Below are 9,110 nucleotides of genomic sequence, written 5' to 3' on the forward strand. Positions count from 1 at the left end.
GAAGTGCTGCGGCGTAGCTTACATAAATCCACCGTATTTCGAGTCTTACGGTTATGGAGCTGCAGCCGATACATAAGGCTATGAAGCTTATGAACAACAGGTTTTGTAAAATATCATATAGCGGATCCTTTGTTTTTATAATCTCTCTTATGAATTACAGTTACCAGATTTGCTCCAAGACTGCTGATTGGCTCCAATGCCTTAACCAATTGTCCTGGAGTGTCCATAAGTTCGAGAACTAAATTTATTCTCATTTAAACCACTCTTAATTTGTCCAATCAGCCCTTTTAACGATGAGATTGCCATCTTTATCAATGTTGGCGTTTCTTAATATTTTTTCAGGGTTTTTCTCATGAGCCTCGTCTTCACGAGTTAGATTTAGGTTATCGGTAATGTACCAGGTTTCATCTGAATCTGGAATGTTTTCTAATGTTTTTGAGAATTTTTCTATAATTTCTTCTGCATCTTTTTCGATTGACATAAAACATAAACTCCTTAAATAATTAATAATATTATTATTATGTTTTTCAATATTAATAAAGTTAAAGATTTAATAGGTTTTTAAAAAAAAGAGGAAAAGTAGCTGAAAATCAGCTATCTGTAATATTTCTGAATTCCCTTAACATACCTGTAAGTGAATATTACCTGTATGAAGCTTCCGATGAAGTTTGCAATCACAATACCCCAGTATACACCATCTTCACCCATTCCAAGCAGTAGCCAGATGCAAACCAGTGTCAAGACAATTTGCTTGAAGAATGTGAATCCTAGGCTTAATTCTCCCCTTCCAAAACTTTGAAGCACACAGCCTGAGATGATGCTCCAGCTTGCAAACACGACATAAGGGCATAGGAGTATGGTTACTCTTGATATTTCATCATTCAATCCAGCTCCGCCAAATAGCATTGCAAGGTATGGTGACAGTACCGCTAGAATCACTGCCATTGCTATACAACCGATAAAACCGATCTTGTGAATGTAGTTGAATGATTCCACGATTTCATCGCTTTTCCTTGCACCGAACAATGCGCCGAACACACTGATACCACCGGTTCCGAAACCAACGGGCAGCATTATTCCAATGCTTATCAGTCTCCATACTGTAGTATATACTGCAACGGAATCTGTGGTTGCAACCATCACCAATATCACATTGACAACCATTGAGAACAGGGACATTATGATTTGCTCTGCACTTGCAGGAACTCCTACAGAGATTATGTCCTTATATATTGACATGTCACGGGAGTAGCTTCTAACATCAATTGTATTGTCGTTTTTAATGTATGACCAGTAGAGATACATTAAAAGACCTATGAAATTAGCAAGCACTGTTGCAATCGCAGCCCCTGCAACGCCCATATTAAGATTGTATATGAATATCGGGTCAAGAATTATGTTTAGAGCCGCCGCTACAGCAATAGGGAGTGTTGCCTTTACACCCTTGTTTTCTGATCTGAATATTCCGCAGTATATGTTCTGGATGATGATTGTGAATCCTCCTGCAATAATCCAGACACCGTATTCATGTGCTAGCCCCAAGACATTCGCACCGCCAATAGCGATTAACAATGGATCTAAGAACAATAAGATTAAACCTGGAACCACTATGCTGACTATTATGCTCAACAATACACCGTGTGTTGCGCTGTTTCCGGCATTTTTCATGTCCCCTCGGCCGATGAAACGTGCAACGGATGAGTTCACACCTGCGGACAATCCAATTCCAAGTCCGATAATAATGATGAACAATGGTGTCACAATACCAATGGCAGCAAGCGCATCTGAACCCAATCCTGACACCCACATTGCATCGGCAAGGTTATTGATCATAGTTAAAAATAAAGACAATATCATCGGTATGCTTAATCCAATGATACTCTTTTTAGGATTTGTAATTAATTGCTCAACTTTCATAGAGCACCCTCTCTAAAATTAATAATAATACCTCCAATAATATAGAAAAATAGTATGTAAAGTGCTGCAAAAGAGTTTTAATTCTTTGTGAGTCATTTAATACTGAAACGACCATATTTGTATAAAGAATATTCTTGTATAAAATAAGCCATTATTAATTAATTGAAACAAAGTATATAAATGTTTCTAATTTTAAAATGAGATAATTGAAAATGAAAAAACTAAAAATGTAATGAATAAATTACAAATGATTGAATGATATTTGAAAAAAATCAGCATACCTGAAAAAAATAATGATTAATGGGGCACCGCTCCCCACTCAATAGGTTATAATAATTTGTCCTTAAAGGTTGCTTTCACTTCATTTTTAATCTTGTCCGAATAGGTTTGGCCGTCAACGCTGATCATTGCGATTTCATACAGCACCTTGTTGAGTGACTTTCCCTTTTCAGTCAGATAGTATTTCACATTCTTCTTATCGCACTTGTCGACGATACGGTGAATGAGACCGTTTTTTTCCATGTCTTTAAGACAGTTACTTAATACTTTATTGGAAAGTTCCGGCTTATCCTCCTTGAATTCATGAAATCTGGTTTTTCCAAAGAAGAGATCACGAATAATCTGGATAACCCATTTTTTCCTAATTAAAGATACAACTAATTCCATAGGGCAGGATACAATATGCTTATCGATTTCCATTATCATTACCTCCAAAAAACTAGTCGGCTATATTAACTTGTTTTTGAAGTATATAAATGTTTCGGTTTTGAAGTAACTGAACGGTTACAAAAAGCATTTATATGCCATTATCCTAAGTTTGTATTGAAAGTTGCAACACTGTGGCTTTCAAAGAGATAGCTTGAACGTATAGAAAACTTAGAAGTTTTTCCTCTTAAAAAAATGAACAACCGAACCTCTAAAAAAAAATTGATATCTCAAAAAGAAAATATATTCCCTTAAAAAATGAAATACGAGAAAGAATTTTTTGAGATGAGATTGACTCATCACCCATTAACACTCCAATATTACCATTTTCCCAAGCAAATGGGTTAAAATCAAAAAATTCTAGCTATCTCAAAAGCAATGACTTGCCCTTTTCAAAGGCTTCCTTTTTCTCCAATGGAAATACCTTCTCATGCCTTTCATACCTCTCCTCGGGATTGAAGAACCATGGCCAATCGGTCTTGCTGTAATCCTTGAGCTGCAATGTCTCGCCGCTTACAAAAACTTCAGTAGGCCCTACAAAATTGGTGAAAACCCCCTGATAGTTTTGAAGCAAGGACAGGTACATGTCATCCGGTGCATTGCTTGTCATTATCAGCAGGACAGGTATGAAATGCTCGTTGCAGCATGGAACCTCAGCATTATATGTCAGGTTTTGGAAAACCAGGCGTTCATAAAGTGCGCGAAAAGAAGCGGTCATCTCTCCAAGATAGTTTGGTGATCCGATAATCAGGCCGTCGGCTTCGCGTATTGCATCCAACACCTCGGTCAATCCATCCCGACGGATGCAATGCCCTTTATGTTTCTCTTTCTTGCATGCAAAGCATGAAACGCAGCCAGTGTATTTTTCCAATCTGAACAGGTTGAACTTAACGACTTCAGCGCCTGCTGATTCAGCGCCCTTGATTGCTTCATCGATTAAGGTGTCGGTATTCCATCCCTTTCTTGGACCTGCGTTTACTGCTACTATTTTTTTAGTCATAATGTCACTTCCGTTTTATTTAATGATAATGTTGCGATATATTCAGTGAATTCATCAGTCTCGATTCCAGGATCATCAATGGTGAATTGCGCCTCGGCAATGTTCATGAAGTGTGAAATGGCTATTCCCAGGTCAATCTTCTGGACTTGCCATCCAACATCTGACCGGTATCCTTCAGTGTGCCTGACATAGAAATGATAATCCTTGCCGGATTTGACAACACGCCATGGTTGCCTGTTGGCCGCTGACGGTGCCCAACGGACTGCTTCAAGGCAATCCTCAACTGATTCGAGTGGAGTGTTGAAGTCCTCTTCAAAAAACAGTTCACGGTAAGGGAATCTTTCATTGCCCTTAACCATTTCCCTAAGGTTTTTATCCACTTTTGAATGGTCGTCTGACGGATAGCCCAATGGGGAGACTATCATCATGTATTCATCATCCCCCACGCCAACCGCATTCTCGAATATTTCACGGTTGAGCGTTCCTCCGATTCATGTGGTGCCTATTCCAAGGCTCCATGCATACAGCACCATTTCCTCAAAGGAATAGCCGAAAGCCTCTTCGCAGTGCTCGGCTTTTGGCACTTTTGCTATAATGTAGTATTCCTCGCCTCAATCACAGGGCTTGACAAGCCGTATTCCTCTGAATTCAATATGGTGAATTCCATTGGAATGTCGTAGGGATTCCTGATGCCGTTTGCAAATGATGAAATATCCTCAATATCCTCTTTTGAAAGTTTTTCATCATTGAATGTCCTGACGCTTTTTCTTGTTTTGATGATTTGCATCATATCCAATACAATCACTTCCCCCGAATGAGCCTACAATAGCTTTTCTTCCCATTCCTTGACCTTAAAACCGGTTAAGACAAAGTCATCCCCGACAATGATCGGGCGTTTCACGAGCATTCCATCGGTTGCAAGAAGCACGAACTGCTCCTCCTCACTCATGTCCGGGAGCTTGTCCTTGAGTTTCAGCTCACGGTATTTCATCCCGCTTGTGTTGAAGAATCTCTTCAACGGCAAATCGCTTTGAGTGTACCATTCCTTGATTTCATCGGCCTGTGGATTGTCTTCTATAATGTGTCTTGATTCGTATTCTATATTGTGCTCATCCAGCCATTTCTGAGCCTTGCGGCATGTTGAGCATTTCGGGTATTGTACAAATAACATGAAACTATTTATATTTTTAAAAATATTTAACTATATCATCGAATTCGTCAACAGTATCCATATTGTATTCATTCTCATAGTCGCCTTGATTGCCGTAGCCCCATGTCACGATTATGCAATCGACACCTGCATTTTTAGCTGTTTCGATATCGGTTTTCGAATCACCAATGTATACTGCATCATCCAAGTCTACATTGGCCTTTTCCATAATCCTGTTGACCCCATAGGGATCGGGTTTTGAAGGATAATCCTCCTTGTGGCCCTCAATAAGGACGAAATCAATGTCGGCGAAGAACCTGTCTATGAAATGGTTGAGCGAATAGTCGAGCCTGTTGGAGTTGACAGCCAACAACACATCCTTGTCCTGCAGGTTTCTTAGGCATTCATGAGCCCCCGGAAATGGGAGTGTCTTCTCTTTTGGCGACGGATTATACAATTCAAGATATGTTCTCTTGACCTTTTCAATGTTTTTGGGAGTGCTGTTGTCCTTCAGGACAAGGGAAACAATCTCATCGATATTTCCACCCAGACAACCAATATACTCATCATATGTCAATGTTGGAAAATCATAGCGTGTCAAAGCCTCGTTGAAGCAGTCTATAACATCCCATACTGAATCGAACAGTGTACCGTCAAAATCAAATATTGCAAGCTTTTTCATGATATAACATTTGTGGCTTTAAAAATTTAATTCTTTCACAATGCTGATGAAACATATTGCTTTACTCGACTTAAATATTAATATTAATCAAAATATAATTATAATGAATGATTAGAGGTGTATGAAAATTTCACTAAGGGATTTGTGGCATAAATTCGAAGACAACATTGAAAAACTACTATATGCGAGTCGTTGGATCTTATCTCCAATGTACTTCCTGCTAATCGTTATTCTCATTTTGATCCTATTGAAATTCATAGGCGACGTTATCGGATTCATCATGATAATGCAGACATTATCCTACAACGAATGGATAATGCATGTCCTGGAACTCTTGGACCTGACCCTTGTAGCCAATCTGGTATTGATTGTTGCGTTTTCAGGATATGAAAACTTCGTATCAAGAATCGATGCATCAGAAGACCATATCGACCGTCCGTCATGGATGGGCAGACTTGACTTTTCAGGCCTTAAGCTTAAAATCATCGGTTCAGTCGTGGCGATTTCCCTCATCGAGCTGCTGCAGGACTTCCTGAATGTCCCATCAATCAATCCGAACGTGGAATTCTGGAGGATAATGCTTCACCTGACATTTGTCGTGACCGGAGTGGTGTTTGCGATGATGGAGATACTCTCCGAGAAAAGGCATGTCATGCAAAGCAAGGAAGAATTGGTCCAGCTTGAAAAGGACCAGTACAAGTTATAAGAGACTCACCATCTCTTATAATGCCTATTTTTTTGAATCGTGAAATATCAGCTTATACAATGATACCAACCCTATCAGCGCTGTGATGCTTTCAATGGCCGCTGATGAGAAGTCATAAATCGCCAGGAAATAAACTATATAGATTCCGCTGTTAATTATGAAGCTTGTCTTGATTGTCTTTATATGCTTCAAGTAATAGTTGCATAGGGTAATCTGGATGATTGCAATGATTGGAAGCAGCCCGACAATGCCCATGGTGTTTACGAGCAAACCCAACACCAGGGATATGATGATGAAAAATATTGTCCACTTGAATGTCAGCTTATCGTAATAAACCATCAGGTTACGAGTGGCGGCAATTGCCATTGTGACAACGCCGGTCCATGAAAAGAAGAATGCCGAGGATATTACCAGGATGAACGCGTTGAGGAACTGGTACTTATAGGCCTGCTTTTCATCATTGACCCACATGCTCAGTATTATGAATACTCCCGCTACAAGTGAGATTATGTTGCCTATGACGATATTCAGCCCGATGTCCATAAGGAATTATTTATGGGATTTGTTAAATAAAGTTAACCTATCGCCTAAGGGAATATATGCAAATCGGCAATGCAAGGAATGTTATGAGTGATGAAATCAGATAGATTGGAGCGTAGCTTGCAGTTGCGAAGCTTCCAAGCAGTGCCGGTCCGAAACCCATTGTGGCATCACAGAATATGAAAAAGGTTGACACTGCATATGACCTGCGGTGCTCGGGGGTGCTGCGTGTGACTATGGTTGTGCCTGCGGAGTTAAGCGTTCCGAAACCCAGTGCCGCACAGACTGCACAGACAATCACCGTCAATGCCGATGGCATTAATGCAATCAGCAGCAAGCCTACGGATTGTGCAATGATGCCCGTTACACAGATTATCATGTCCCCATACCTGTCCTGGATTTTGCCCGCAATCGGACGGGACACTATCAGGACTATTGAGTATATTATGAAAAACCATGAAAACGCACCGACCAAATCCGCCTCAACGGCATAGAGCCGGTAAAACGACAAGATCGACACGTAACCGAGGCTTGTCAGTGCAGTGAAGAGGGATACCGGAATCGCCTTGTACTCGAATATTTTCTCCAGCCCGGAATATGACTTCTCTTCTTTTTGAATCAAATCCCTGTTAACGCCGGGGTCGCGTGATGTTACGTCAATGAAGCATATGAAGAGCAATGCGAGGGCTGCGAATATGCTTGCGGCCAAAAAGCAACCGGTTGAACCTGCATAATCATAGAGCAATCCTCCCATGTATGGGCCGAGCCCCACAGCCAGGGTGGTTCCAAGCATGAAGTATCCGAATGCCTCGCCGAAGCGTTTCTTTGGAAGTATTGCGGTTGCTATGGTGACTATTGCATTGGCGGATGCACCGAAGCCTATACCATGGATGAAGCGGACAATCAATAGGAATTCCACATTATTCACGAGGAAGTACAGTAGGCAGGATATGAAATGGATGCTCATGAATATCAATGCGGTTTTCTTCCAGCCAATCTTTTCCAAGGCGTTTCCAGAGTATATTCTTGAGCACAATCCGCCGAAGATATAGATTCCAGAAACAAGCCCTGCAATGGTTGCAGTTGAGCCCAGTGCAGTGGCGTATTCAGTGACGGTTGACATCAATGCATACATGACAAGGGCAGTGAAGAGCAATGCTGCAAATATCAAAAAGAATTGTTTCGTGAAAATCTTTTCCCGACCAGGCATTAATCCTCACCGTAATCAATTCTAATGTAGTTGACCTCGACAATAGTGATTATTGACATTATTCCCAATATGACCGTTACGACAGCCGCTGCAGCAGTGCCCATCAATCCAACGGAAGCGAAAAATCCGGAGTAATATAATATGAATAATGGTAAAATGAGAAATATGAACAGTATCAATGCTACCTTCAGGTTTGAAGGTCCCCTTATTTTAAAGATGAATGTGAAAATTATCAGAAAAATCAAGATTAAAACAATGGACACTATGACGTTCCTGTTAACATTAGTGAAAAATTCAAGGAAAAAAACAAGCGATAATGAGAGGATTACTGTAATTAGCCTCAATGGAGAATAATTCACTTCAATCACCAGTATCCAATACGCCCTCTATTTTAAGCAATTCTATTTTCTTGTCCAATCCTGCGGCATAGCCTGTCAAGTCACCGTTCTTGCCTATCACCCTATGGCAGGGTATCATTATGGCTATCGGGTTTGCCCCCACTGCCCCTCCAACCGCTTGGGCGGCCATTGTCGGAGATATCTTTTGAGCGATTTGTCCGTAGGTCACCGTTTCGCCATATGGAATCTCCAGGAGCAGCTTCCATACCTTCAACCTGAAGTCTGTTCCGTGCGGATTCAGTTTAAAGTCTATTTCAGGGTTCAATCCCTTGAAGTAATCATCAAGATAAGCTTTTGCTTTAGCGAATATTTCAAGGTCATCCTCACTGCTGATCTCATCGACCAGTGACGGCTTGAAGTATTTCTGATTGAGAAATGAGACCCTGTTGATGGATTGCCCGTCGCTTATGATTGCCATGTCCCCTATCGGCGAGGAGTAGTTAGTTAAGTAGTACATGTTTACAGGTATGATTTAAAAAATTCTTCAAATTCCACATCATCCATCGGCTCGGGAGTGGAGACGTTTTCATTATGCATGATGCTTGAAGCAAGGTTAAAGTATTCTTGTGCTTCTTCGCTTTCAGGGTATTTTTCCACAACGGTTTTTGCATCTAATTCAGCTTCCTGTATCAAATTGCTTCTGTGGATAGTGCCAATAACATGTGTGCCTATCTTTTCTGCAAAGTCATTGACAATCTGCTCCTCATTATCGACGTTACGGCAGTTGCAAACAATGCCGCTCAGATTTCCCTTGAGCTTTTTGACACCCCTTACAATATTGTTTGCCGCATACAATGCCATG

The 9,110-nt window shown here is 40.7% G+C and carries 12 protein-coding genes and 3 pseudogenes; 1 reads left to right on the top strand and 14 read right to left on the bottom strand.

The features are described 5' to 3' along the window. Positions 1 to 116: 116 nt before the first annotated feature. The 9 genes and pseudogenes from QZU77_RS09810 to QZU77_RS09850 form a co-directional block, all read right to left on the bottom strand. A pseudogene (locus QZU77_RS09810) lies at positions 117 to 254 on the bottom strand (amino acid-binding protein); the annotation flags it as partial. A gap of 11 nt (positions 255 to 265) precedes the next feature. Continuing rightward, positions 266 to 481 (bottom strand): Asp-tRNA(Asn) amidotransferase subunit GatC, encoded by a 216-nt coding sequence (gene gatC / locus QZU77_RS09815; protein WP_295603616.1) that lies wholly within the window; start codon positions 479 to 481, stop codon positions 266 to 268. A gap of 113 nt (positions 482 to 594) precedes the next feature. Next, positions 595 to 1,917, bottom strand: a complete 1,323-nt coding sequence (locus QZU77_RS09820; protein ID WP_295603618.1) for an MATE family efflux transporter — start codon at positions 1,915 to 1,917, stop codon at positions 595 to 597. 327 nt (positions 1,918 to 2,244) lie between these two features. Then, positions 2,245 to 2,616 carry a helix-turn-helix domain-containing protein gene (locus QZU77_RS09825; RefSeq protein ID WP_295603620.1) on the bottom strand — a complete coding sequence of 124 codons (372 nt, stop codon included), beginning with the start codon at positions 2,614 to 2,616 and terminating at the stop codon, positions 2,245 to 2,247. 370 nt (positions 2,617 to 2,986) lie between these two features. Beyond that, entirely contained in the window at positions 2,987 to 3,622 is a 636-nt protein-coding gene (locus tag QZU77_RS09830) for a flavodoxin family protein (protein ID WP_295603622.1), read from the bottom strand. Continuing rightward, positions 3,619 to 4,206, bottom strand: a pseudogene (locus QZU77_RS09835) (nitroreductase family protein). Before QZU77_RS09835 ends, QZU77_RS09830 begins: the two are co-directional and overlap by 4 nt. Before the next feature lie 5 nt (positions 4,207 to 4,211). After that, positions 4,212 to 4,412, bottom strand: coding sequence for a nitroreductase family protein (locus tag QZU77_RS09840; RefSeq protein WP_295603637.1), 201 nt, complete (start codon positions 4,410 to 4,412; stop codon positions 4,212 to 4,214). A 30-nt stretch (positions 4,413 to 4,442) separates the two neighbouring features. Beyond that, entirely contained in the window at positions 4,443 to 4,793 is a 351-nt protein-coding gene (locus QZU77_RS09845; RefSeq protein ID WP_295603624.1) for an arsenate reductase family protein, read from the bottom strand. Positions 4,794 to 4,809: 16 nt separating this feature from the next. Further along, the gene (locus tag QZU77_RS09850; protein ID WP_295603626.1) at positions 4,810 to 5,454 is read right to left on the bottom strand and encodes an HAD family hydrolase; all 645 of its coding nucleotides are present in this window, start codon (positions 5,452 to 5,454) and stop codon (positions 4,810 to 4,812) included. Positions 5,455 to 5,575: 121 nt separating this feature from the next. Here QZU77_RS09850 and QZU77_RS09855 point away from each other — a divergent pair, with 121 nt between their 5' ends. Next, entirely contained in the window at positions 5,576 to 6,160 is a 585-nt protein-coding gene (locus tag QZU77_RS09855) for a YqhA family protein (protein WP_295603628.1), read from the top strand. 24 nt (positions 6,161 to 6,184) lie between these two features. Here QZU77_RS09855 and QZU77_RS09860 read toward each other — a convergent pair whose 3' ends face one another. From QZU77_RS09860 to QZU77_RS09880, 5 genes and pseudogenes are all read right to left on the bottom strand, one after another. Then, complete coding sequence (locus QZU77_RS09860; RefSeq protein ID WP_295603629.1) at positions 6,185 to 6,703, bottom strand: YgjV family protein; 519 nt, start codon at positions 6,701 to 6,703, stop codon at positions 6,185 to 6,187. A gap of 37 nt (positions 6,704 to 6,740) precedes the next feature. After that, positions 6,741 to 7,910 carry an MFS transporter gene (locus QZU77_RS09865; protein ID WP_295603631.1) on the bottom strand — a complete coding sequence of 390 codons (1,170 nt, stop codon included), beginning with the start codon at positions 7,908 to 7,910 and terminating at the stop codon, positions 6,741 to 6,743. Then, entirely contained in the window at positions 7,910 to 8,269 is a 360-nt protein-coding gene (locus QZU77_RS09870; RefSeq protein WP_295603633.1) for a hypothetical protein, read from the bottom strand. The genes QZU77_RS09865 and QZU77_RS09870 overlap by 1 nt, the downstream gene beginning before the upstream one ends. A gap of 1 nt (position 8,270) precedes the next feature. Next, complete coding sequence (locus QZU77_RS09875; RefSeq protein ID WP_295603635.1) at positions 8,271 to 8,765, bottom strand: methylated-DNA--[protein]-cysteine S-methyltransferase; 495 nt, start codon at positions 8,763 to 8,765, stop codon at positions 8,271 to 8,273. Positions 8,766 to 8,767: 2 nt separating this feature from the next. Further along, a pseudogene (locus QZU77_RS09880) lies at positions 8,768 to 9,110 on the bottom strand (nitrogenase iron protein); the annotation flags it as partial.

This window comes from uncultured Methanobrevibacter sp. (assembly GCF_902774605.1).
In the GTDB taxonomy this organism is placed as follows: domain Archaea; phylum Methanobacteriota; class Methanobacteria; order Methanobacteriales; family Methanobacteriaceae; genus Methanocatella.